22 protein-coding genes are annotated in these 22,767 nt (G+C 72.2%); 14 read left to right on the top strand and 8 right to left on the bottom strand.

Going from position 1 to position 22,767, the window contains the following annotated elements:
• Positions 1–59 precede the first annotated feature (59 nt).
• Positions 60–821: an SDR family oxidoreductase gene (locus OG928_RS25360; RefSeq protein ID WP_406287698.1), complete on the bottom strand. Its 762-nt coding sequence runs from the start codon at positions 819–821 to the stop codon at positions 60–62.
• A gap of 82 nt (positions 822–903) precedes the next feature.
• Between OG928_RS25360 and OG928_RS25365 the strand changes: the two genes are divergently transcribed.
• Positions 904–1,674 (top strand): SIR2 family NAD-dependent protein deacylase, encoded by a 771-nt coding sequence (locus OG928_RS25365; protein ID WP_406287700.1) that lies wholly within the window; start codon positions 904–906, stop codon positions 1,672–1,674.
• 23 nt (positions 1,675–1,697) lie between these two features.
• Here the strand turns inward: OG928_RS25365 and OG928_RS25370 are convergent, their stop codons facing one another.
• Positions 1,698–2,507: an SURF1 family protein gene (locus OG928_RS25370; RefSeq protein ID WP_406287702.1), complete on the bottom strand. Its 810-nt coding sequence runs from the start codon at positions 2,505–2,507 to the stop codon at positions 1,698–1,700.
• Positions 2,508–3,039: 532 nt separating this feature from the next.
• Between OG928_RS25370 and OG928_RS25375 the strand changes: the two genes are divergently transcribed.
• From OG928_RS25375 to OG928_RS25400, 6 genes are all read left to right on the top strand, one after another.
• Positions 3,040–3,756, top strand: coding sequence for a hypothetical protein (locus OG928_RS25375; protein ID WP_406287704.1), 717 nt, complete (start codon positions 3,040–3,042; stop codon positions 3,754–3,756).
• A complete protein-coding gene (locus OG928_RS25380) occupies positions 3,753–5,378 on the top strand; it encodes a protein kinase domain-containing protein (RefSeq protein WP_406287707.1) in 1,626 nt (541 codons plus the stop codon). The genes OG928_RS25375 and OG928_RS25380 overlap by 4 nt, the downstream gene beginning before the upstream one ends.
• Positions 5,379–5,775: 397 nt before the next feature.
• Positions 5,776–7,557: a hypothetical protein gene (locus tag OG928_RS25385; protein WP_406287709.1), complete on the top strand. Its 1,782-nt coding sequence runs from the start codon at positions 5,776–5,778 to the stop codon at positions 7,555–7,557.
• A gap of 62 nt (positions 7,558–7,619) precedes the next feature.
• The gene (locus OG928_RS25390; RefSeq protein WP_406287711.1) at positions 7,620–8,399 is read left to right on the top strand and encodes a hypothetical protein; all 780 of its coding nucleotides are present in this window, start codon (positions 7,620–7,622) and stop codon (positions 8,397–8,399) included.
• 63 nt (positions 8,400–8,462) lie between these two features.
• Positions 8,463–9,740, top strand: a complete 1,278-nt coding sequence (locus OG928_RS25395) for an MFS transporter (RefSeq protein ID WP_406287714.1) — start codon at positions 8,463–8,465, stop codon at positions 9,738–9,740.
• 37 nt (positions 9,741–9,777) lie between these two features.
• Entirely contained in the window at positions 9,778–10,215 is a 438-nt protein-coding gene (locus OG928_RS25400; RefSeq protein ID WP_406287717.1) for a nuclear transport factor 2 family protein, read from the top strand.
• On the opposite strand, the gene OG928_RS25405 is transcribed toward OG928_RS25400, so the two are convergent.
• The 5 genes from OG928_RS25405 to OG928_RS25425 all read right to left on the bottom strand — a co-directional run bounded on the left by OG928_RS25405 (position 10,185) and on the right by OG928_RS25425 (position 15,525).
• Positions 10,185–10,988, bottom strand: a complete 804-nt coding sequence (locus OG928_RS25405) for an SAM-dependent methyltransferase (protein ID WP_406287719.1) — start codon at positions 10,986–10,988, stop codon at positions 10,185–10,187. The two genes, OG928_RS25400 and OG928_RS25405, sit on opposite strands and share 31 nt — an antisense overlap.
• 188 nt (positions 10,989–11,176) lie before the next feature.
• The gene (locus OG928_RS25410; RefSeq protein WP_406287722.1) at positions 11,177–12,442 is read right to left on the bottom strand and encodes an amidohydrolase family protein; all 1,266 of its coding nucleotides are present in this window, start codon (positions 12,440–12,442) and stop codon (positions 11,177–11,179) included.
• A gap of 6 nt (positions 12,443–12,448) precedes the next feature.
• Complete coding sequence (locus OG928_RS25415) at positions 12,449–13,789, bottom strand: amidohydrolase family protein (protein ID WP_406287724.1); 1,341 nt, start codon at positions 13,787–13,789, stop codon at positions 12,449–12,451.
• Between the two features lie 5 nt (positions 13,790–13,794).
• Positions 13,795–14,685, bottom strand: a complete 891-nt coding sequence (locus OG928_RS25420; protein ID WP_406287727.1) for an SDR family NAD(P)-dependent oxidoreductase — start codon at positions 14,683–14,685, stop codon at positions 13,795–13,797.
• A gap of 45 nt (positions 14,686–14,730) precedes the next feature.
• Positions 14,731–15,525, bottom strand: a complete 795-nt coding sequence (locus OG928_RS25425) for an acetoacetate decarboxylase family protein (protein ID WP_406287729.1) — start codon at positions 15,523–15,525, stop codon at positions 14,731–14,733.
• A gap of 221 nt (positions 15,526–15,746) precedes the next feature.
• On the opposite strand from OG928_RS25425, the gene OG928_RS25430 reads away from it, so the two are divergent.
• Positions 15,747–16,352, top strand: a complete 606-nt coding sequence (locus tag OG928_RS25430; RefSeq protein ID WP_406287731.1) for a TetR/AcrR family transcriptional regulator — start codon at positions 15,747–15,749, stop codon at positions 16,350–16,352.
• Positions 16,353–16,371: 19 nt separating this feature from the next.
• On the opposite strand, the gene OG928_RS25435 is transcribed toward OG928_RS25430, so the two are convergent.
• On the bottom strand, positions 16,372–17,580 hold the full coding sequence (locus tag OG928_RS25435; RefSeq protein ID WP_406287732.1) for a hypothetical protein: 1,209 nt from the start codon (positions 17,578–17,580) through the stop codon (positions 16,372–16,374).
• A 118-nt stretch (positions 17,581–17,698) separates the two neighbouring features.
• Between OG928_RS25435 and OG928_RS25440 the strand changes: the two genes are divergently transcribed.
• The 6 genes from OG928_RS25440 to OG928_RS25465 all read left to right on the top strand — a co-directional run bounded on the left by OG928_RS25440 (position 17,699) and on the right by OG928_RS25465 (position 22,542).
• On the top strand, positions 17,699–17,998 hold the full coding sequence (locus OG928_RS25440) for a DUF6412 domain-containing protein (protein WP_406287734.1): 300 nt from the start codon (positions 17,699–17,701) through the stop codon (positions 17,996–17,998).
• Between the two features lie 74 nt (positions 17,999–18,072).
• Positions 18,073–18,756 carry a YidC/Oxa1 family membrane protein insertase gene (locus tag OG928_RS25445; RefSeq protein WP_406287736.1) on the top strand — a complete coding sequence of 228 codons (684 nt, stop codon included), beginning with the start codon at positions 18,073–18,075 and terminating at the stop codon, positions 18,754–18,756.
• Between the two features lie 102 nt (positions 18,757–18,858).
• Positions 18,859–19,800, top strand: a complete 942-nt coding sequence (locus OG928_RS25450; protein ID WP_406287738.1) for an exonuclease domain-containing protein — start codon at positions 18,859–18,861, stop codon at positions 19,798–19,800.
• A 241-nt stretch (positions 19,801–20,041) separates the two neighbouring features.
• Entirely contained in the window at positions 20,042–21,127 is a 1,086-nt protein-coding gene (locus OG928_RS25455; protein WP_406287740.1) for an amidohydrolase family protein, read from the top strand.
• Between the two features lie 182 nt (positions 21,128–21,309).
• The gene (locus OG928_RS25460) at positions 21,310–21,849 is read left to right on the top strand and encodes an RNA 2'-phosphotransferase (protein ID WP_406287742.1); all 540 of its coding nucleotides are present in this window, start codon (positions 21,310–21,312) and stop codon (positions 21,847–21,849) included.
• A 126-nt stretch (positions 21,850–21,975) separates the two neighbouring features.
• Complete coding sequence (locus tag OG928_RS25465) at positions 21,976–22,542, top strand: DUF3099 domain-containing protein (RefSeq protein ID WP_406287744.1); 567 nt, start codon at positions 21,976–21,978, stop codon at positions 22,540–22,542.
• The last annotated feature ends 225 nt before the right edge of the window (positions 22,543–22,767 follow it).

A 22,767-nucleotide genomic window follows, 5' to 3' on the forward strand; every position in this document is an offset into this window, starting at 1 on the left:
CGGGGCCCGGGACACGCGTCCCGGGCCCCGCGCGTTCGACCCACGGTCAGCGCGGCGATCTACAGCGAGCGCATCAGGCCGCCGTCGACGGGGATCATGAGACCTGTGAGGTAGGAGGCGGCCGGCGACAGCGTGAAGGCGGCGACCCGGCCGAACTCCTCCGGGGTGCCGTAGCGGGCCAGCGGGATGGACTCGGCGTGGCGGGCCCTGGTGTCGTCGGGGTCGGCGGTCAGGCCGTCCAGATCGCGGATGCGGTCGGTGTCGATCCGGCCCGGGAGCAGGCCGAACACCCGGATGCCGTGCGGGCCCAGCTCGTCGGCGAGGGTCTTGGCGACCATCGCCAGGCCGGGGCGCAGGCCGTTGGAGATGCCCAGGCCGCCGATCGGCTGGCGCACCGACGAGGACAGGACGAACCCGATCGAGCCGCCGCCGGCCAGCGCCGCCGCGGTCGCCCGGGCCAGTCGTACCGCTCCCAGGAACACCGACTCGAACGCGTCCCGCCACTGGTCGTCATCGACCGCGGTGATCGCGCCGGCGGGCGGGCCGCCCACGCTCACCAACGCGCCGTCGAGCCGCCCGAAACGCGCGAGCGCCGACGCGACCAGGCGTTCGGCCGTACCGCTGTCGCTGTTGTCGGCCCCCACCCCCAGCGCGTGGTCGTGCCCACCCAGCGCGGCGGCGGCCTCCTCCGCGCGCTTTTCGTCCCGCCCGGTGACGACCACCTTGGCGCCGTCCTCCACCAGCGCGGTGGCGGTGGCGAAGCCGAGGCCGCGAGTGCCGCCGGTGACCAGATACACGCGATCGCGCAGTCCAAGATCCATGCCTCCCATCCTGCCTCGTCGGGGCCCCGGCACGGGGTAAATGACAGGCCGTCAGGTCGGCCCGGTCGCTACCCTCGGTGCCATGACCGAACTGATCGACGTCGTGCGGGAGTGGATTCGCCGGGCCGACGACGGCGTGACCGTACTGACCGGAGCCGGCATCTCCACCGACTCGGGGATTCCCGACTATCGGGGCCCCCGGGGCGTGTGGACCACGGATCCCGACGCCGAGAAGCTGGTCACCTACGGTTACTACATGGGCGACGAGGACATCCGCCGCCGCTCGTGGCTGCTGCGCCGGGACAACCCCGCGCGGCTGGCCGGACCCAACGCCGGGCACGGCGCGCTCGTCGAGCTGGAACGGGCCGGACTGCTCAACGCGCTGATCACGCAGAACGTCGACGGGTTGCACCGGCGGGCGGGGAACAGCCCGGAGAAGATCATCGAACTGCACGGGACGATGTTCTTCGTGGTGTGCACGGACTGCGACGGCCGCACGACCCTGGACGCCGCCCTGGAGCGGATCGAGATGGGCGAGGACGATCCGCGCTGCCTCACCTGCGGCGGGATCCAGAAGACCGCGACCATCATGTTCGGGCAGGGGCTGGACCACGGGGTCCTGGAGCGCGCCGCCATGGCCGCGCAGATCGGCGACGTGTTCCTGGCGATCGGCACCACGCTCCAGGTGGAGCCGGCCGCGTCGCTGTGCCGGGTGGCCCAGGAGTCCGGGGCCAAGCTGGTGATCGTGAACGCGGGGGAGACGCCCTACGACGAGGTCGCCGACGCGGTCATCCGGGAACCCATCGGCGAGGTCCTGCCGGAGCTGGTGAAGGGGCTCGAACCCGCGCCCTAGGAGCGGGCCGTCACGGACGGTCGTCAGACCTTGGCCGGTTCCTCGTGTTCGTCCTCGGCCGCGGCGGCGTCGAGTGCGGCGAGCTCGGATTCGAGGTCTCGGGCCTCGGTGCGGATCAGCCTGACGTACATCGCGAGCAGCGCGAAGGCGAAGATCCACCACTGGACCGCGTAGGCCAGGTGGGGGCCGAGGTCCTCGTCGTCCGGGGCCGGGACCGCCGCCGGAACCTTGGCGGGCGCCGGGGTCTGCTCGGTCAGTTCGATGTAGCCGCCGAAGACGGGGTAGGGCAGCTTCAGTTTCGGGGCCAGCTCGAAGCCGGAGATCCGCAGGACCTGGCCCTGGGGCACCGGGCGGTCGCCGATGCCGGAATTCTCGCGGGTCTCGTCCGGGCGCAGCCGCCCCGTCACCGTTACCTGGCCGGTGGGCGTCGCGGGTACGTCCGGGACGTCCTCGGCCGTGGCCGCGTTCGCCACCCAGCCGCGGTTCACCAGGAGCGCGCGGCCGTCGGTGGTGATCAGTGGGACGACGACGTAGTAGCCGACCACGTCGTTCTGCGACCGCTGGCGCACGAGCACCTGGTGCTCGCTGTCGTATCTGCCGGTCGCGGTGACCTGGCGCCACTGCGACTTCGCGGACAGCTTCGCGCCGACGGTGAGGATCTCGGCCGCGGGCGCGGGCTCGCGCTTTCTGTTGTCGCTGATCAGGTCGTTGTGCGCGACCTTGTTCTCGTGACGGTGGAACTGCCAGAAGCCGAGCCTGACCATGATCGGGATCAACACCACCACGAGCAGGGCCATGGCGATCCAGCGCGGCGTCAGCAGGAAGCGGTACACCCGAGCACGGTACCCCTCGCGGTGTCCGGTCCGTCCCGCCGGGGCTGTGTTCTTTGGGCGGCGAAGCCGCCGGCTCCCGAAGCACCACTTTTGCTCCGCTCGCGCTCCACAAAAGTGGCACTCCGCTCGCACGTCGCCGTCCCTCCACTTCGTTCCGGGCCGGCGACGTTGTGGAAAAGCCTGCGGCCTCCGGCCGCTCTCCTCGCTTCGCTCGTCGAACGGCGAAGCCGCCGGCTCCCGGAGCACCACTTTTGCTCCGCTCGCGCTCCACAAAAGTGGCACTCCGCTCGCACGTCGCCGTCCCTCCACTTCGTTCCGGGCCGGCGACGTTGTGGAAAAGCCTGCGGCCTCCGGCCGCTCTCCTCGCTTCGCTCGTCGAACCCGTCGGAGTGGGCATTCGCAGGTGGGCAGCCGGACGGCGGGTCCCGCCGATAGGCTTTCGGCACGCCGTCTCCCGGCCTTCGCCCGCAGCCCCCGGCAGGCCACGGTGCGGACGCGGCATCGATCCGCCATTCCCCGGGAGACACACAGCATGGAAGGTCCCTCGCCCGATCCCGTGCCCGGCCGACGCGGAAGCGCCGGTCACTGGGTCGGGCTCATCGGCCTGGCCCTCGTCGCGTTCCTGTCGATCGGGCTGCTCTCCTGGATCACCCCCCTCGTCGCGGCGGTACGCACCCGCAAGCGCGCGGACTGGGCGGCCCTGGTGCTCACTTCGGCGGTCGTGGTCGTCGCGTTCGTGTTCGTGATCGTGGGCAGCGAGTCGACCGCCGAGGAGGCGAGCCGCAAGGCGCTGGGCGAGCCCGAGCGGAAGTCGGTCCTGGACGACATCGGGATGATCATGCTGATCGTGCTGATGGTCGCGGTGCCGATCTGGTGGTGCGTGGTGTCCTCTCGGTGGGCGCGCGCGGCCGGCGCCGGGCCGCAGCCGGCCGGATACGCGCCGTGGCACCCGCAGCAGCCGGTGCACGGGCACCCCGGGGGGCAGCGGCAGCCCGTCCAGCCGCGGCAGCCCGTCCCACCGCACGCCGTGCATCCGCAACAGTCCGGCCCGCGGCCGCCGGTGCCGCCGCCGGCCCCGCCGACGTATCTCCCGGCCGGCGGGCACGCGTCGCCCCACGTGCCGCCGTCGGCCGCCGCGGCCCCGCCGCCCGCTCCCGACGATCCCGCCGCCCGGGCCCGGGCCCGGCTGCAAGGGCTCAGCGATCGGCTGCGCGAACAGGACGGCGGCAACTCCGGAGGTTCCCGATGAGCGTCCCGGGGCGGGTCATCGCGGGCCGCTACGAGCTGTCCGCGGCGATCGGCCGCGGCGGCATGGGCCAGGTCTGGAAGGCGTACGACCAGACCCTCCAGCGCCGGGTCGCGGTCAAACTGCTGCGCACCGACCTCTTCGACACCTCCGGCGACCGCGGCGCGATGGAACTGCGCTTCCTGCGCGAGTGCCGGGTCACCGCCGGTATCGACCACCCCGGCCTGGTCACCGTGTTCGACGGCGGTACCGACGACGGCGATCTCTACCTGGTCATGCAACTCCTCGACGGCTGCGACCTCGCCGACCTGATCGCCGAGAACCAACCCGTGCCGTGGGACTGGGCGGTCGCGGTGGCCGCGCAGATCTGCTCGGTGCTCGCCGCCGTGCACGCGGTGCCCGTCGTGCACCGCGACCTCAAGCCGCGCAACGTCATGGTCCGCCGGGACGGCACGGTCAAGGTGCTCGACCTGGGCGTGGCCGCGGTCCTGGACCCGGAGTCGACCAAGCTCACCACCACCGGCGCGATGCCGGGCTCGCCCGCGTACATGGCGCCCGAGCAGATGAACGGCATCGTCGAGCCGCGCACCGACCTGTACGCGCTCGGCTGCCTGATGTACGAAATGCTCTCCGGGCGCGCGCCGTTCGCCGGGCCGACGATGGCCTCGGTGATGCTCGGGCACCTCAACGGCACCCCGGAGCCGCTGGCCGCGCGGCGCCCCGACATCCCGGCCGGGCTCGAACTCCTGATCATGCAACTGCTCGGCAAGCAGCCCGACCAGCGGCCCGCGAACGCGCAGGAGGTCTACCGACGGCTCGTGCCGCTGCTGCCGACGGCGGGCGCCGACGCCGCCGCGGCGCTCGCGCCCACCGCGCCGATGGACCCGACCCGGCCGCTGCGCTTCCCCGCCGCGCCGCAGCCGCTGCCGGGCGTGCCCGCCCCGGTCCGGGCGCCCGCGCCGACCCCGGCGCCGTGGACGATGAGCGCGGGGCCCCCGGCGCCGCCGCGCCCCAACACCGACTGGGCGGCCGTGCCGTCCGCCGCGCCGCCCACCCTCGACGTGGGCAGTGCGCTCGACGAGGCCAACCGGCTGCTCGGCGAGGGCGCCCTCACCCAGGCCGTGGACGTGCTCGGTGCGGCCCTGCCGGTCGCGATCGCGCGTCACGGCGAGCGCGACCCGCTCGTGCTCGGCCTGCGTCAGGCGCTCGCCGACACGCTGCTGGCGGACCGTCAGTTCCGGCGCGCGCTCCCCGAGTTGCAGTACATCGCCGGGGTGTTCGCGGCCGAGGGCGGGCCGACCGACCCCGAGGCGATGGAGTACGGCCGTCAGGTGGGTGCGTGCCTGGAGGAGCTGGGCGACCTGCCCGCGGCGCTCGGCGAGTACCGGCGCCTGCTCGACCTGCACCGGCGGATCCCCGACGGCGACGTGTACCAGGGCTTCGACCTGCGTGAGCGGATCGGCCTGCTGCTCGCGGCACTCGGCGATCCGTACCAGGCGGAGAGCGTGCTCGTACCGCTGCTCGCCGAGGAGGAGCACCGCCTGGGACCGCAGCACCCACGGGTGCTGACGCTGCGTCAGCACGTCGGGCGGATGCACGGCGCGACCGGATTCCGCCGGCGCTGAGCGGCGCGCCGAACGGAGCGCCGAACGGACCCGAAAGGGTGTTACGGGCCGGGGGAGTCGTGGCGTCATGCGCACGACACCAGGCGCGATGGCGCCTCGACGGAACCGGGTCACCGGGGCTGAGCCCGGCCCGACCGTCGAACGGTTGCCGGCGATCGCCGGCTCGCCCGCCTGGGACGGACCGATGACCACGGACCGATGACCGCCCTGCCGTAGGCGACCTTCCGGCTCCACTCGCAAGGCTCATCCCCAAGGGTCACCCCCCAGGCTCACCCCCAAGGCCCACCCCCAAGGCCCATTCCGACAAAGCCCCCGCGCGTCGTTCGAGATCACCGGCGCGCGGCGGGCATTCTCGGCCTGCCCGGAAATATCACCACCAGACGTAAGGAACAGATTCGTGGGCCTGGCGCTCGAACCCGACCTCGAAGAAACGGAAGACGACCTTCCGGTCGATCGCGCGCTCCGCCGCGTCGTCCTCTGGAACGGGGCCGCGGTGCTGCTCCCCACCCTCGCGATCGCCGTCCTGGTGTGGCGGCACCGCGCGCTCACCGACGACGGCACGATCTTCCTGCGCACGGTGCGCCAGATCCTGGCCGGCAACGGGCCCGTGCTGAACGCGAGCGAACGGGTGGAGGCGAACACGAGCACGCTGTGGCAGTGGCTGCTGGTGCTGTTCGGCGCGGTCGTGCCGGGGGACCTCGGCTTCACCGCGGTCGTCGCCGGCCTCGTGCTGACCACGGCCGGCGTCGCGATCGCGCTCGATGCCACCCGGCGGCTGTACACCGCGGGCGGGCCGTGCCGACTGGTGCCCGCGGCCGTCCTCGTGCTCCTGGCGGTGCCGGTCTTCTGGGACTTCGCCACCGGTGGCCTGGACACCGGCCTGGGCACCTTGTGGCTCGGCGGGTGCTGGTGGCTGCTGGTCCGCCTGTACACCCGGCCGGGTGCGCGGGGCCGGGCCGGGTGCGCGGTCTGGTACGGCCTGGGCGTGCTGGTCCGGCCGGACTTCGCGATCGTGACGGTGGTGTTCCTGGTAGGCGCGTGGATGGTGCTGCGGCCGAGTCCGCGGCGCGCGGCGCTGTATTTGGCGATCGGCGGCGCGCTGCCGATCGGGTACGAGATCTTCCGGGCCGGCTACTACGGCCTGGTGGTCCCGTTGCCGGCGCTGACCAAGGAGGCCGGCGACAGCGAGACCGGGCGCGGAGTGCGCTACCTGTGGGACTTCACCGAGCCGGTCGCGCTGTACGTCCCGGCGGTGCTGTTCGGCGGGCTGCTCGCGGCCTGGCTGGTCCACTCGCGCCCGAACACGCGCCGGCCGGTGGTGGTGCTCACACCGGTCGTGGCGGCACTGCTGACGTGCGCGTACGTGGTGCGGCTCGGTGGCGACTACATGCACGGGCGGATGCTGCTGCCGGCGGTGTTCCTGGCCCTGCTGCCCGGCCTGCTCGTGCCGGCGACCCGGTGGATGGGGCTGCTCGCGGCGGCAACGGCGGTGTGGGCACTGGCGGTTGCCGGCCCGTGGCATGCGGCGGCCTACCACGACAACGACGCCTCCCTCACCGTGCGGGTGCGCGACAGCGACATCGGGATCACCGGCTCCGCGCACGCCGACCGGATCGGCGACTGGACCATCGCCTTCCCGGGACTGCGCGCCGCAGTCGCCGCGGGCCTGGCCGCCGATCGACCGGTGCTGGTGCGGCTGCGCCCCGACGGGTGGCCCTCGATGCTGCTCCCGCTGGGCCCCGGCCACGGCCGCAGCCGGGTCTCGGTTCCGGGCGGATTCCTCGGCGTCACCGGAGAGTTGGTGCCGCTGGACCAATACATCGTGGAGGTGTGGGGGCTGGCGAACACGGTCGGGGCGCACCTGGAGTACACCCCCGGTGCCGACCGGAAATGGCCGGGTCATCGCAAACTGATCGACGACGTCTGGCTGTTGGCCCTGGAACTCGACCCCGCCGTCACCACCGTCTCGGCCGAATTCCCGGGCGTCACACCCCAGGCGCTGGCCGCCGCGCGACACACGCTCGGCTGCGGTGATCTCAGGGAACTCCTCGACTCCACCCGCGCACCGCTCACCGTCTCGCGCTTCGTCCGCAACCTGGTCGGCGCCCTCGACCGCACCACGCTGCGCATCCCCCGCGATCCGTTCGCGGCCGAGCGGAAGTTCTGCGACATGCGCTGACGGCGTCACAACCGAGCATTTTCTGCCACTTGTTCCGCCGTGCTCTTCCGTCCGGGCCCGTCATGGGCGACCGTGGAGACATCGACGCGCGGAGGGGTGACGTGGCGATGGAGATGTCCGAGGTGTCCCTGCCCTGGTTCGTACTCGGTGTCGCCGGCGCGGTGCTGTCCCTGGTGTTGCCGTGGTTCCAGACGCGGACGCATCGTCGGGCACGCGCGCTCGGCTTCGACGAGACGCGTTACGCGACGACGCCCGACACCGTCTTCCGGGTCCCGATCACACCGCTCAAGGTGTACGCGGAACCGGTCGCGGCGCGGGCCGTGGGCCTGCCCCTCGGCGTCGTCGGCGCGGTGCTCTTCCTGGTGTTCGGGCTGTGGCCGTCGATCGTGACGTGGTCGGTGTGCGGGGGTGTGACGATCGTGCTCACGCCGGTGCGGCGCGCCCTGGGCCTGCGCGTCGTGCACCGGACCGCGCGGGAGGTGCACTTTCGCAACGGGCCGCTGCGCGACCGCGACGGCACGGCGATCGCGGATCAGTCGTGGCCGCAGGTCGTGCGCACCTGGTATCGGCACGAGTATCGCGACCGGCCGCCCGGCGAGGACGACCTGTCGGTCGCCGTGCTGTCCAAATTCTGGTGGCTGGCCGGTCATCTGCTGTGCTGGCCGGTGACCCTGCCCGGCACCCAGATCGTGCAGACCGCGATGTGCCAGAACCCCGCGTGGGCGCTCGGCCACGTGGGCGACGACGCGGGTGCGCCGTGGCTGGCCGACCTCGGCGACGCCCGAACCCCTGTACAACGCGACTTGGACGCGAAGGCACGCCAGACCGCCCCGGACGGGTGACGCCCGCTCGGGTGACCACACCCCGACCCGGTCGTTGGGCGAGACGTGACTCGAAATGTCTCCATGGCCCGGATCGCGGCGGCGTCCTTCGCCGGCACGTCGATCGAGTTCTACGACTTCTTCGTCTACGGCACGGCCGCGGCCCTGGTTCTGGGCCCCCTCTTCTTCCCCGGCATCTCGCCGATCGCCGGCACCCTCGCGGCGTTCGCGACCTACGCGGTCGGGTTCGTCGCGCGCCCGCTGGGCTCGGTGCTGTTCGGCCGACTGGGTGATCGGCGCGGCCGGCGTCCCGTGCTGGTCGTGTCGCTGCTGATGACCGGCGTCGCGACCGTCCTGGTCGGCCTGCTGCCCACCTACGACCACATCGGCCCGGCCGCGCCGATCCTGCTCGTGCTGCTGCGCTTCCTCCAGGGGCTCGGGGTCGGCGGCGAGTGGGGCGGCGCGGTACTGCTCGCGGCCGAGCACGCGCCGCCGGGCCGACGCGCGCTGTGGGCGAGCTTTCCGCAGGCCGGGCCCGCCATCGGGTTCCTGCTCGCCAACGGCATCATGCTGACCCTGTCCGGAACGCTGACGGACGGGCAGTTCCACTCCTGGGGCTGGCGGGTGCCGTTCGTCTTCGCCGGCGTACTCGCGGCGGTCGGCCTGATGCTCCGCGCCTCGATCGAGGAGACCCCGCAGTTTCGCGAACTGGTCGCCGCGGACGAGATCTCGCCGAGCCCGTTCAAGGACGTCGTGCGCGAGCAGTGGCGGCTGATCCTGCTCGTCGCGGGGGCGCTCACGTGCGGGTACGTCGCCTTCTACCTCACCACCACGTGGTCGCTGCACTACGCCACCACCCGCCTGGACGTGGGCCGCACCACGATGCTCGGGTGCATCATGTTCGCGGTCGTCTGCAAGGCCGCGGCCACGCCGCTGTTCGCGCTCCTGGGCGACCGCTACGGGCGCAGACCGCTGTGCGTCGCCGGGTGCGCGGCGATCGGTGTGTGGGCCTTCCCGATGCTCGGGCTGCTCGCGACCGGCGAGCCGGCGTGGATCACGCTCGCGTGCGTGGGCACGCTGATCGCGTTCATCGCGATGTTCTCGGTGGTGGGGGCGTACCTGTGCGAGCTGTTCGAGCCGCGCGTGCGGTGCACCGGCGCGTCGACCGCCTACAACCTGGGCGGGGTCCTCGGCGGCGCGCTGACCCCGATCGTGGCCACCGAACTCGCGCGCGGCGACGGGACGCCGTGGGGCGTGGCGGCGTATCTCGCGGGCGCGGCGGCGTTGAGCGTGGCGTGCTTCACCGCGCTGCCCGAGACCCGCGCGGTGTTCGCGAACGAGGGCAAGCCCGTGCCGGCGTGAACTTTCATTGTCGGGCGTTGTGCGCCAGGCTGCGGCCATGGAACCAGGTGTGCCGGCAGAGGCCCAGGCGCGACGCGCGCACAACGTCCGAATCGCCGAGCGGCTGCTCGCGGCGGTGAGCGCGGGCGACCGGGCCGCCCAGATGGCCTGCTACGACCCCGGGATCGTGCTGGAGTTCCCGTACGCCGCGCCGCCCGTGCGGGTCGAGGGCAAGGGCGCGGTGAACGCCTATCTGGAGGTCGCGCTGACCTTCTTCGAACTGCGTCTGACGGTGACCCGGGTCCACGACTGCGTGGACCCGGACACCCTGATCGTGGAGTTCACGAGCGAGGGCCGGGCCGTCACGACCGACCGCCCCTACGCGAACACCTACATCGCGGTGCTGACCTTCCGGGCCGGACTGGTGGTCGGTCAGCGCGAGTTCTACAACCCGATTCCGGCCGCTCAGGCCTTGACCGCGACGCCCGCGAGCTGAGGCAGCTTGACCTCGGGGTCGCCGAGCGGCCCCTCGGGACCCCACACGTCCACCGGGACCAGGCGGGCCGGGAGCAGTTCCAGGTCGCCGAAGATCGCCAGGATCCCGTCGTGCGTACGGGCGTGCATCTTCTGCACGTTGGACGAGTACTCGCTGAGGGCGCGATCCATCCCGGCGGGGCGCTCCTCGCCGCGGTGCGCGTGCGAGAGCGCGAGGTGGCTGCCGGGCACGGTCGCGTCCATGTACTGGCGCACCACGCCGATCGGGTTCGCCTCGTCCGGCAGGAAGTGCAGCACCGACACGATCAGCACGCCGACCGGCTGGGAGAAGTCGATCAGCTCCTGCACCTCGGGCGACCCGATCACCTTCGCGGGATCGGTCAGGTCCGCGCCCACCACGGTCGCGTTCGGGTGGTCCGCGAGCAGCGCCTGGCTGTGCGCGACCGCCACCGGGTCGTTGTCGACGTAGACCACGCGGGCGTCCGGAGCGGCCTTGTGCGCGATCTCGTGCACGTTGCCCACGGTCGGGATGCCGGAGCCCAGGTCGAGGAACTGGCGGATGCCCAGCTTGAGCAGATGGTGCACGGCACGGGTCAGGAACACCCGGTTCCCGCGCAGCACCTCCCGCAGCTCGGGCATCGCCTGGGTGACCAACTCGGCGGCCTCGCGGTCGACCGCGAAGTTGTGCGCGCCGCCCAGCGCGTAGTCGTAGACGCGGGCCACGCTGGCCCGCGTGATGTCGATGTGCTCTGGAGCCCAGTCCGGTCGAGTCATGGCTCGGACTCTAAAGCGTGCCGGTTCGATCCACCGGGTGAATCGAGGAGCCGTCGGTGGGAAACCGTGTGCAAGGGGTCACACGTGCGCGACACGCAGAAACGATCTCGATGTCGAAAGGGGCGGACCGCCGGGCTCGACCCGCCGGTTCGCCCCCTCGACTCCGAGATCGTCCGCGCGTGGCGCGGTTACGGCTTCACGTTGGTCATGCCCACGAACGCCGGGCACTTGTCCGCGCCCACCGGGATGTCCTCGGGCGCCAGCGGCGCCCACACCTGGTCGACCCGGGGGCCCACCTTCGCCGCGATCGGGGCGAGCGCGTCGAGGTCGAAGCCGTACAGCTTCGCGGCGTTGCCGCCGACCATGGCCGCGACCTCGACGGGGTCGATGCCGTTGTAGGTCAGCTGGAGCGCCTCGCGGCTGAACGGGTGGCTGGCCTCCTTGTGCGGGTAGTCGCTGCCCCACATGATCCGGTCGACGCCCACCTGGTAGCGCAGCTTGGCCTCGGCGGGGCGCTGGAAGCTCGCCCCGACGTGGCACTGGCGGGCCCAGTACTCGCTCGGCTTGAGGTCCATCCGGCCGACGAGCGCACTGCCCCACTCGTACTCCTGGGAGCCCACCGCCGTGCTCATCCGGTGCCAGTAGTAGTCCAGCCGCCGGGTCTCCTCCGGGATCCAGGCTGTGCCCTGTTCGGTGAACACGAACTGGAGCTCGGGGTGGCGGTCCATTGCGCCGGAGACGATCAGGTGCGTGAACGCGCGGTGCGCCCACCACGACACCTCGGTCAGGAACACCACCTTGTCCACGTCGGTGTCCCCGGCCGGCGGCGCGGCCGAGCCGGTGTGGTGGTTGACCGGCATGCCCAACTCCTCGCACACGCGCCACAGGGGCTCGTAGTGCGCGTAGTCGAACATCGGCACCAGACCGGATCCGGGCGGCGTGCCCGGCAGCAGCACGCCCCCGGTCAGGCCGGCCTCCTTGGCCCAGCGGATCTCCTCCACCGCGGCCGGGATGTCGTGCAGCATGATCTGCACGATGCCGGCTCGGCGCCCGGGCGTGGCCGCGCAGAAGTCGACCATCCAGCGGTTGTGCGCCTTCAGGCCCTCCCAACGCAGCGCCAGGTCGCCTGCGTTGGCGGCGGGCGGCTGGTCGGTCAGCGAGGGCTTGGGGAAGAACGGCGGCACCGTGTTGGGGAAGATGACTTCCGCCACCACCCCGTCCGCCTCCAGATCCCGCATTCGGCGTTCGGAGTCCCAGTTGCGCGGCCCGAGGTCGCCCTTGAGGTCCGCGTACGGGATCTCGTAGCCCCGCACCCACGTGTCGAACTCGGCGTGCAGGCGCGTGGGCAGGTAGTCGCGGTACTCGTGGACCTCGCCGCCGCCATGGCAGTCGGCGGAGATCACCGTGTACCGCTCGGGGACGTCGGTCACGGGCGGGGTGGTGCGCTCACTCATGGGGGATCAGACCTCCAGGGCTTCCGCGTTGGGGTTGACCGCGGCACCCGTGTCGTGTCCGGTGAGCCAGTGCCGGCCGATCTCGGCGGCCGCGGCCCACTTGGTCGTCAGGTCCTTCGCCGAGCCGTCCTCGTTCAGCTGGCCCAGCGTCGCGGGGGTGACCCCGACCCGCTCGGCGTGCGGCGCCAGGGCTGCCAGGTCGAAACCGTACACGTCCGCGACCGCTTCGCCGAGCATCACGCGGGTCTCGTCGATCGGTACGTCCGAGAATGTCTTGCGCAGGATATTGAGGGTTTCCGGCCAGGTGCCCTCGGGGTGCGGGAAGTCGTTGCCCCAGCAGATGTTGCCGACACCGATCTCGTAGCGCATGCCGATCTCGCGCCGCTTGGTGTTGGACGCGCCGATGAAGCAGTTGCGGTCGAAGTACTCGCTCGGGAGCAGCTTGATCTCCTCGAACCCGGCCAGTTTGGCCGCGCCGCGCGAGCCGAGCAGCAGCCGGTCGGTGAACCAGAGCAGGTTGCCCACCCACCAGCAACCCGCCTCGGTGACCCCGAACCGCAGCCGCGGGAAGCGCTCGAAGACGCCCGACCACAGCAGGAACCACAGCGGCCGGGACGGCCACCAGGTGACCTCGGTGACGTAGATGCCCAGGTGGTTGCCGTACGACTCGCGGTCGGCCGGACCCGAGTGCGTGACGACGGGCAGTTCGAGGTCCTGGCACAGCGCCCACACCGGGTCGTACTTGCGGTCGTGGTAGGGCGTCTGGTTCATCCACATCGCCGGGATCATCACCGCGCCCAGACCGTCCGCCTTGATCCGGCGGATCTCCTTGAGCACGTCCTCGATGGCCGCGGTGATCGGGATCAGCGCGACCCCGCGCCGCCGCTCGGGGCTGGTCTTGCACAGCTCGGCCAGCCACCGGTTGTGCGCCTGCGCGCCGGCCAGGCCCAGCTCGGGGTCCATGTCGCCGGACAGGCCCAGGCCCGCGCCGAAGGGCACGCACGTGCGCGACTCGACCGCGTCCGCGTCGGGGAAGATGACCTCGCCGACCACGCCGTCCTTGTCCAGTTCGAGGTCGCGCCGGTCCACCTCCCAGCCGCTGCGCAGCACCTCCTCGTTGGTCTCGAACCAGTTCGCCGCGAAGTCCTCGTTGCGCACGCCCAGGTCGGTGATCGCCTTGAGTTGCGCCTCGCGCTCGGACATGAATTGGTCGAACGCCGCGTGGTGCCTGGTCGCGAGGTAGTCGCGGTACAGCTCGGTCGGCAGCCCGGCGTGGGTGTCCGAGGAGATGATCGTGTAGGGGGTGGTGAGTTCGTTCCGCGGCGTCGCCGCGTTCTGCTCGGTCATCTCGCTCACTTGTCCAGAACGAAGGTTTCGAGGTACCCGGGGTTGCTCCGGGCGAGCATGCTCTGCGAGCGCGCGGTGATCTGGCTGTCGCTGTGCTCGCTGGCCGGCATGATCCAGAAGCGGTTCTCGCGGATGCCGTCGAACACGTCGGCGGCCACCGACTCGACCGGCGTGAACTCGATCTCCTGGCCGGCGTCGCGCATCGCCTTCTCCCACGCGTCGAGCGTGTTGTAGGGCGTCTTGCGCGGGACGGACTTGGCGTAGCGCTCGGGCCGGTTGCGGTACGACTCCCACAGGCCCGTGCGCAGCATCTTGGGGCCGGGGAAGAGCACGGAGGCGCCCAACTGCGCCTTGACCTGGCCCAGTTGCGCGTAGAGCGCCTCGGTCATCGTCACCACGGCGGCCTTGGTGGTCGCGTACACCGACGCGTTCGGCAGCGGCGCGATGCCGCCGTCGCCGGAGGAGGTGTTCACGATGTGGCCGGGGGTGTTCTGCGCGAGCATCCGCGGTACGAACGCCTGGATGCCGTTGAAGACGCCGAACACGTTGACGGCGAAGCACCAGTCCCAGTCCTTGGGGTCGTGCTCCCACATCTTTCCCTCGGAGCCCGAGCCGATCCCGGCGTTGTTGCACAGCACGTGCACGGCGCCGAAGTGCTCGAAGGCCCGGTCGGCGAGTGCGAACACCGAGTCCCGCTCGGACACGTCGGTGACGTGCCCGATCGCGTCCCCGCCCGCGTCGGCGAGCTGCGCCACGGCCTTGTCGAGCGCGCCCTGTTCGATGTCCGCGAGGACGACCTTCATGCCCTCGGCGCTGAACCGCTGGGCCATCGCGAAGCCGATACCGCTCGCGGCACCGGTGACGACGGCGACCTTGCCGTCGAATTCCTGCAGCATGTGTCTCGATTCCTTGCTGTCGTCGCTGCCGTGGTTCGCCGTGCGTTACTTCGCCGGCGGCGGGTCGTCGGTGATCTGCTGCACGTCGTCGTAGCGCTGGTGGATGTACGGCAGCACCAGATCGGCCTTGACGTGCTCGGCGACGAAGCCCTGCTGGTCGGAGGTGCGCTCGCTGAGGGTGATCGAGATCAGCTTGCGGACCGGGAGGTCGGCGACCGGGTCGAAGTCCGAGTCGCGCAGGATCACCTCGCCGTCGATGCGGTGCGCGGAACGAGTGCGCTCGTTGCGGGTGACGTGTACGAGCATCGGGTCGGCGTCGAAGCCGTCGCCGTCCACGGCGGGCAGGAACTTGTAGTAGAAGCTCAGCGTCTGCCGGGGCTCGGGCGTGGCCAGCTCCTCGACCACGGTGCCGCGCACCTCGACGTACGTGACGCCCATCCGGTTCACCGTGGCCACGACCGCGTCGCCGTCCCGCTCGACCTTGACGTCGGCGAGCTTCTTCGGCTCGCCGAACACCTCGCGGCCGCCGATCACGGCGCGCTCGGTGGTCATCGGCATGGTGAGCGTGTAGTCGCCCTCGATGTCGCCGTGCTTGCAGCGGACGGCGACCGCGCCGGCGCCGAGCGGGTAGCCGTTGATGTCGCAGGACGAGATGTTCACCCGGACCAGCGGCCGGTCGGCGGGGACCAGCGGCGGCGGCAGGATCGCCGCGATCACCTCGGGGTCGGTCTCCCAGATCGCCATGACGCCCGTGGACCAGATCTCCGGGAGGCTGGAGCGTTCCTTCGAAGACTTCCTGAGTGTCTCCGCCGGTCGGGCTCCGTACCGAATGCGTGCCACGTCCCTCACCTCTTCCGCTCGTGCGCGCGGGGCACGCGTCGTTGCGTGCCGCCTTGCGGGTCGTGCGAGTGCTGCGCGCGCGGCCCGGAATCCCGGGTTCCGCGTGCGGTGCTGCCAGGTGCTCTGTAACACTGTTACACCGCCGACGCGAAGAGGTAAAGACTTCCGGCCCGGTTGCCCCTGTATCGGGTGGTCGCGGTTGGACGCGAGAATGGGACGTGATGGACAGAATCACGCGAGACACCGTGCTCGACACCGCCATGCGTCTGGTCATGGAATCCGGTATCGAGAACCTCAGCATGCGCAAACTGGCCGCCGAGTTGGGCGTCGCCGTCACCTCGATCTACTGGCACGTGGGCAACCGCGACGTGCTCGTGGACCAACTGGTGGACCGGGTGATCGCGGACATGGGCGCGATCTCGGTGGACGGGAGCACGCCGGTCGAGCGAGTGGTGTCGATCGCGCGATCGTGCCGGCGGCTGATTCTGGAGCGCCCGCACCTGGTCGGCCTGGTGCGTGAGCGCGGGCTGGAGTCGCTGATGATGCTCCCGGCCCGCAAGGCGCTGGTGGCCGAGATGCGGGCGGCGGGCCTGCGCGGTGCCCGGGCCGGCGAGGCGGTCCAGGCGGTGCAGTACCAGATCGCCGGGTTCGTGATGCTCGAGCGGGCCCTGGAGAACAGCGCGGCCGAGCCGCCGGCCGTGGACGAGTGGCGGGCCGAGCTCGCGACCGAGGACCCGGAGCTGGCGGAGAGCCTGGCCAACGTCGCGGACGGGGATCGGCTGTTCGTGCTGTCGGTGCGCGCGCTGGTGGAGTCGTTGCTGGGGTGATGCGGGGGGTTCGGGTGGCTCAGGGGACGTGCGGTGGGGCGCCGGCCACGATGCGGCGCCACGCGGCGGGGGAGAGCGCGCCTTGGGTGTCCTTGTGGTCGGCGCGGGTGAGTGTGCCGGCGGGGGCGGCCAGCAGGGCGGTGGTCAGCAGCGCCATCGCGCCGATCCGGCGCGGCTCCGCGCGCAGGCTCAGGGTCTCCTCGACGCTGTCGCGGTACGGGCCGGCGCGGACCGCCAGGCGGGCCAGCTCGCGCACGACGCTCCACCGGCCGGCGCGGGCCGCGGTCAGCAGCGCGCCGGCGCCCTGCCGGGTGCGCACGCCCGCGCGGCCCCACGGGATCGAGGCCGGCGCGTCGCCCCGGGACACCGCGATCAGTGCCGCGACCAGGTCGGTGCCGCTTGCCGCGGCGTTCGCGGGCTCGGCCAGGTAGGGGCGCACGTCCAGCCAGGCCGGGCCGGTCCGCGCGGTGAGCACCGCGTCGAGCGAGAGGCCGCCGTGCCAGCCGAGGTGGCCGCCGAGCATCGCGACGTGCTCGCGGACCTCGGGCACCACGAGGCTGCGCTTGACCGCCGTGCCGTGGAGGTGTTCGTACGCGTGCACAGCGACCAGGCGGCCGTGCTCGAACACCGCCTGGGCGGACAGGACCGGACCCTCCGCGGGCTCCTGGACCAGCACGCCCGCGCCGTCCACGAACGCACCGGCCTGCTCCAACTCGTCTGCCAGACGCAGCAGTTGCTCGCGCCGCTCGACCCGATGCGAGCCGAGCAGGCTCTTCACGTAAAGCGGGGGATCGGCGACCTGGCGCAGTTCCTCGGCGCCGAACACGACCACGGTCCCCGCCGGTTGCGGCATCGCGATCTCGGTGAGCGTGGCGGCCGCCGCGGCTCGGTCCGCGACCCGGCGCAGCGCCGCGAACGGCGGTACGGCCAGCGCCGCGCCGTGCGCGGTGATCCGCGCCGGTTCCCGGGCCAGCACCGCGACGTGGTCGTGGGTCGGGAGCAGCACGTCGTACGGCTCGGCCCGGACCACCGCCTCGGCTCGGTCGAGCCACGCCCACGGGTCCGCGCCGAAGGCGGGTACCTCGTGGACTTCCGCGATCGACCGCGGATGGCGCAGCACGGGCCGACCCGGCGGCGCGAGCACCGCCACGTCATGCCCCGCCCGTCCGACCGCCACCGCGATCTGACGTGACGTCACCCCGAAGCCGTCCCCTAGCAGCACGCGCACGGGGTCATCCTGGCACGAACGCGGGTTCGGACTCGCCCCCGGTGTTCGGTTGGCGACGCTCGCCGACGGTTGGCGACACCCGCCGGCGGGCGCGCGGGCACGCGATAGGCTTTCGGGCATGGACCGCCGAACCACCACCACCGCGTCGACGTCGCTGTTCGCGACGCTGCTCGCACTGGTCGGCTTCGGCCTGTTCGTGGACGGGGCGCTGCCGGGCCTGGTCGCCGTCGCGGTGACCGTGGTCCTCGCGGTGGCCTTCGGGGCCCCGTCGTGGACGCCCTCCGCGGCGCGCGCGCACGTGCGCGGCACGACGTTGCGCAGGCGGGCCGCACGGCTGGCGTTCCTCCCCTCGCGCGATCCCGACGGGCCGGGCCGATCGCGCCCGAGAGCACCGGGAGCGGGCCCGGCGGCCTGCTGACCCCGCACGCCCCACTGCCGGTCACAGCCGCCTGACGCATCCTCATCTCCCGCGTCACGGAAGGCCCTTGCCCCATGTTCGGCATCCCTGTTCTCGGTATCGCGCACGACTTCCTGCTCACCCTCGCCGACGCGCTCGCGCCGCTGCTCGGCACCGGCTCGGTGGCGGGCGCGGTCGTGCTGTTCACGGCCTGCGTCCGGCTCGCTATCGTCCCGCTCGGGTACGCCCAGGCCCGCGCCGAGGTGGTCCGCGCCCGGCTCGCCCCGCAGGCCCGGCGGATCCAGGACAAGCACAAGAAGGACCCGCAACGCGCCGCGCGCGAGCTGTCCGCGCTCTACAAGCAGGCCGGCACCTCGATGTTCGCCGGCATCCTCCCGGCCCTGGCCGGCATGCCGTTCCTGTTCCTGACGTACCGCCTGTTCAGCGGCGACCGGACGCTGTTGGCGAACACGCTGTTCGGTGCGCCGCTGGGGCTGCACCCCCTCGACGGGCTCGCGGGGCCGCACGCGCTCGTCCTGGTCGGGCTGTTGGCGTCGCTCGCGGCGGTGGCGTTCGTGCAGTACCGCAAGGCCGCCGCGACCCCGGACGCGCCCGCCCTGGTCCGGTGGTTGCCGTTCGGCACCGTCGTGACGGCGCTCTTCGTTCCGCTCGCGGCCGGCGTGTACCTGCTCACGAGCACCGCGTGGACCACAGCCGAACGTCCGCTGCTGCGCCGCCTGGCCGGCAGTCGGGATGGGCGCGTCGTACCCGGGCACTAGCGTTTCGGGCAGTGACGACGTGAATGTGATCCGCAATGAGATCTGCGATGTGGTCCGCGATGGAATCCGCATCGGGATCCGCGATCGGAAAAGGGCACTCCCATGGCTACGAACAAGTTCGGCGCGACCTGTGCCACGTGCACCACCTATGTCAAGGCCGGCGACGGCCTGTTGGCCCGAATCGACGGCAAGTGGGTCACGTACTGCGCCACTTGCGGGGAACCAAAACCGGCCGCCCCCGCGCGCGGCGACCACGACGGCTGGCATCGCGGCCCGATGGCCGCGTTCGACGTCGAGACGTCCGGTCTGGATCCGCACACGGACTTCATCGTCACGGCCGCGCTCGTGGACTCCGCGGGCACCCGCCGGTCGTGGCTGATCGACCCCGGGGAGCGGGAGATCCCCGCCGACGCGACGGCGATCCACGGCATCGGCACCGAGCGGGCCCGGGCCGAGGGTCGGCAGGCGGCCCTGTGCCTGGCCGAGATCGCCGACGAGATGGCGCGATACCTCACGTCCGGCACGCCGATCGCGATCTACAACGCGCCGTTCGACCTGAGCATCCTGCAGACCGAGCTGCACCGGCACAACCTGCCGCAACTCCCGTACACGGCACCGATCATCGACCCGCTCGTGATCGACAAGCAGCTCGACCGCTGGCGCAAGGGCAAGCGCACGCTCGCCGCCACGAGCGCGTTCTACGAGGTCGTGCTCACCGACGCGCACACCGCCGAGGGCGACGCGCTCGCGTGCCTGTTGCTGGCGCGGGATCTGGGCGCGCGTTTCCCGGAGTTGGCCGCCCATTCGCTGCGCGAACTGCACGAGAAGCAGGTGGGGTGGTACGCGGAGCAGGCCGCCTCGCTACAGAGCTACTTCGACCGCAGGAATCCGGACGGCGGCGAGGTCGTGGACGCGAACTGGCCGGTGATTCCCGGCGGCCCGGACGGGCCGGGGACCCCGGACATCACCGCCGCGCCGAGTGGTTCGACCGCGTGGCGGCCGGCCACGGGTTCGACGGCGTGGCGGCCCGGGGAGGGGGCGTAGGGCCTGGTGGGTTCGGGACCGGGCGGCCGATCGCACGAGCCCGCCCGGTCGCGGTGATCGCGAACCCGGCCGGGCCGCGGCGGTGCCCGGCATCGGCGGCCCGCGCGTGCCGCCGGCCCCGGTCGGCGGCCGTCGACGCCGCCTCGGCCGGCCGGTGCGGCGCCCGGGCCCGGGCTGCGCGCGAACGCATTTCGCGGTGGTGGTCACCGCCGGGGCGCGGCGCTGCCCGTAGGGTCTCGGCATGACCGTGCTCCATGTGAAGGGCCGAGTGTTGGTCGGCCCGGACGATGTCCGTGACGAGATGTGGGTGGTCGGTGGGCGGATCACGTTCGAGCGGCCGACGTCGCTCGCCGTGGACGCGACACTGGAGGGCTGGGTACTGCCCGGCCTGGTCGACGCGCACTGCCACGTCGGGATCGACGCGCACGGGGCCGTCGACGCGGCGACCTCCGAGCGGCAGGCGCTGACCGACCGGGACGCGGGCGCACTGCTCCTGCGCGACGCCGGCTCGGCCGCGGACACCCGCTGGATCGACGGCCGCGAGGACCTGCCGCGGCTGATCCGCGCGGGCCGCCACCTCGCCCGGCCGCGGCGCTACATCCGCAACTACGCCCACGAGATCGAGCCGGGCGACCTGACCGCCTTCGTCACCCGGGAGGCCCGGCGCGGCGACGGCTGGGTCAAGCTGGTCGGCGACTGGATCGACCGCGACACCGGCGACCTGGCCCCGCTGTGGCCCCTGGACGCGCTCAAGGAGGCCATCGCCGCCGCGCACGCGGAAGGCGCCCGGGTCACCGCGCACTGCTTCGCCGAGAACTCGCTGCCGGATCTGGTCGAGGCCGGCATCGACTGCGTCGAGCACGCCACCGGCCTGACCGAGGAGCTGATCCCGCTGTTCGCCGAGCGCGGGGTGGCCATCGTCCCGACGCTCGTCAACATCGCCACCTTCCCCGGCATCGCCGATCAGGCCGCCGCGAAGTTCCCGACCTACGCCGCGCACATGCGCGCGCTGCACGAGACCCGCTACGCCACGGTGCGCGCCGCCTACGACGCGGGCGTGCCGATCTACGTGGGCACCGACGCCGGCGGCTCGCTGCCGCACGGCCTGGTCGCCGACGAGGTCGCGGAGCTGGTGCGCGCGGGCATTCCGGCGCCCGACGCGCTGGCCGCCGCGTGCTGGTCGGCCCGCGCGTGGCTCGGCCGGGACGCGATCGCGGAAGGCGCCTCGGCCGACGTGGTCGTGTACGCGGCGGATCCGCGCGCGGACGTCGCGGTGCTGGGCCACCCCCGGGCGATCGTGCTGCGCGGCAGGGTGGTCGGCGGCTGACCGACCGGAGCCGGCCGGGCGCAACTCGACTCCGCGGGGCGGTCGTACGCCTCGATCCCTCGGATGGGGGAGGGGGGTACCTCCGGCGCCCGCGTGGAGTCGGGGCCGGGCGGGTGGTGGTGCGCCTGGGCGGGAAAATCGCTGGGCCGGGGGCGGGGCTCGTGGTTTCGTTGGGGGTCATCATGAACACTGTCAAAATCTCGAAGTATCTTTCCCGGCACCTGCGGCATCAGCCGGAGCGGCTCGGGATCACCCTCGACGACGCCGGATGGGTCGACGTCGACGTGTTGTTGGCGGCCTGCGACGCGCGCGGATTCGCGCTCACTCGGGCCACGCTCGACCGGGTCGTCGCGGAGAACGACAAGAAGCGGTTCGCGTTCTCGGCGGACGGGACCCGGATCCGGGCCAGCCAGGGGCACACCGTCGCGGTGGATCTGGACCTGGTCGAAGTGCCGCCGCCCGCCGTGCTCTACCACGGGACGAATCCCGCGAGCGTGGCCGCGATCCTCGCCGAGGGGCTCAAGCCGATGAGCCGGCACGACGTGCACCTGTCCGCGGACACCGAGACGGCGCGCCGGGTGGGTGCGCGGCGTGGTCGGCCGGTCGTGTTCGTCGTGCGGGCCGAGCGGATGGCCGCGGCCGGGTTCGTGTTCCGTCGCTCGGACAACGGAGTGTGGCTGATCCCGGCCGTTCCGCCGGAGTACCTGGAGCCGTTGGGCTGAGCGCGGCGCCGTCCCCCACTCGGGTCAGTTCGCGGCAAAGGTCACGGGACCGGTCTCGGTGTGCCCCACGCGCGGGCGTACCGTGAAAGGGACGAGTGTGCTCACCTGGTCGGAGACGGTGGAGTCGTGAAGAACGCCAAGAGCGCGGTGTACCAGATCAGCGGTGCGCGCAAGGGGCTCACGGAGGACGTGGCCGGGCGCCAGCGCCGCTACGTCATCTCGATGTCGATCCGCACCGTGTGCTTCATCGGCGCGGTGTTCACGCCGTCGCCCTGGCGCTGGATCCTGGTCGCGGGCGCGCTGTTCCTGCCGTACATCGCGGTGGTCGTCGCCAACGCCGGGCGCGAGCCCACCTCGAACGCGCCGGTCCAGGCGCAGATTGTGCCGCCGCTCCCGCCGAAGGCGCTGGAGCCGCCGCCCGGAGCGGTGCTGACCAGCGCCGAGCGGGAGACGTTGCACGCGCATTCGGAGGACTCGTGGACGATGCCCTCCACGCCCACTTCCGCAACCCCTCCCGCATCGCCCACCGCAACCTCTTCCGCATCGCCGACCACACCCTCCTCCGCGACCCGCGCGAACCCCACCGACCTTTCGTCGCACACGAATTCGGATACACACGGTGACGCCGGGGGTGCCGACCGGGGCCACACCGAAGACCCGACGGCCGCGCCTTCGCACACCGTCAAAAATTAGCGGGAAGCGCTACGCGGGTTGGTGCTTCAACCGCAAGCGGGACGTGCCATACTTCGAAACGTGCTCCGTATCCCCCGTCGGAGCGACCGACGCGATGCCGGGCGGCTCCCCCCGTGGCTGCCCGGCATCGCCCGTGTCCGGGGTCGTTTCGCCACTGGCATGTCGACACGTGACCGGGTACTACACCAGCGGGTTGCTTACTGAGAGCAGCGCTCCGGTTGGCCG

The sequence above is a fragment of the Embleya sp. NBC_00896 genome (assembly GCF_045207785.1).
Taxonomy (GTDB): Bacteria; Actinomycetota; Actinomycetes; order Streptomycetales; family Streptomycetaceae; genus Embleya.